Annotated in this window: 2 protein-coding genes; both read left to right on the plus strand. The window is 43.8% G+C overall.

Features of this window, described 5'->3' with window-relative positions; genetic code table 11:
* Window positions 1-332: GGDEF domain-containing protein (locus tag AB4486_RS26200; RefSeq protein WP_372119683.1), on the plus strand; the 332-nt coding region annotated here is incomplete at its 5' end.
* Between the two features lie 36 nt (window positions 333-368).
* Window positions 369-575 (plus strand): zinc ribbon domain-containing protein (locus AB4486_RS26205; protein WP_372119684.1); only part of this gene is annotated, 207 nt, incomplete at its 3' end.

The following is a 575-nucleotide window of genomic DNA, read 5'->3' on the forward strand; positions in this document are numbered from 1 at the left end:
CAATAAATGATACCTATGGCCACAGTTTCGGTGACGATGTGCTGTTGGCGGTTGCCGAAGTTCTTGATGAGGCAACCACAGCATGTGCCAAGATAGGTCGTTATGGTGGCGATGAGTTTGTGGTGTTCTCATGTTTTGATGATCAAGAAAGCGTCGTTAGCTTCTACCACAGCTTAGAGAAAGCACTGCAACAAGCGCTTTATATCAATGATGTGCAGTTTTCAGTGAGTGTCGGGCTTTCTTGTGACAAAGATCCTCAAGGATTAGACCAGTTGATCGCACAAGCTGATAAGAACATGTATCAAATCAAGCAAGCCAAGTCCCAGCAGTAGTAGATTGTAAAAACAGTCGTAAATTAGGAAATGCTAATGAGTGAAAATATCTGCCCTAAGTGCCAGTCTGAGCTAGCTTGGGATGGCAAGTATCACTGTGAAAGTTGTCAGGCTCATTTTATTAAAGTAGGGTTTTGCCCAGAGTGCAGCAGCCAACTTGAGAAGCTTCAAGCCTGTGGTGCGGCGAGCTATTTTTGCAACGGTGATTGCAACGAGTTGAAATCTAAATCGAGAGTAAAATTC

Origin of the sequence: Vibrio sp. 10N.222.55.C6 (assembly GCF_041473395.1) — a bacterium.
GTDB classification, from domain to species: domain Bacteria; phylum Pseudomonadota; class Gammaproteobacteria; order Enterobacterales; family Vibrionaceae; genus Vibrio; species Vibrio crassostreae_C.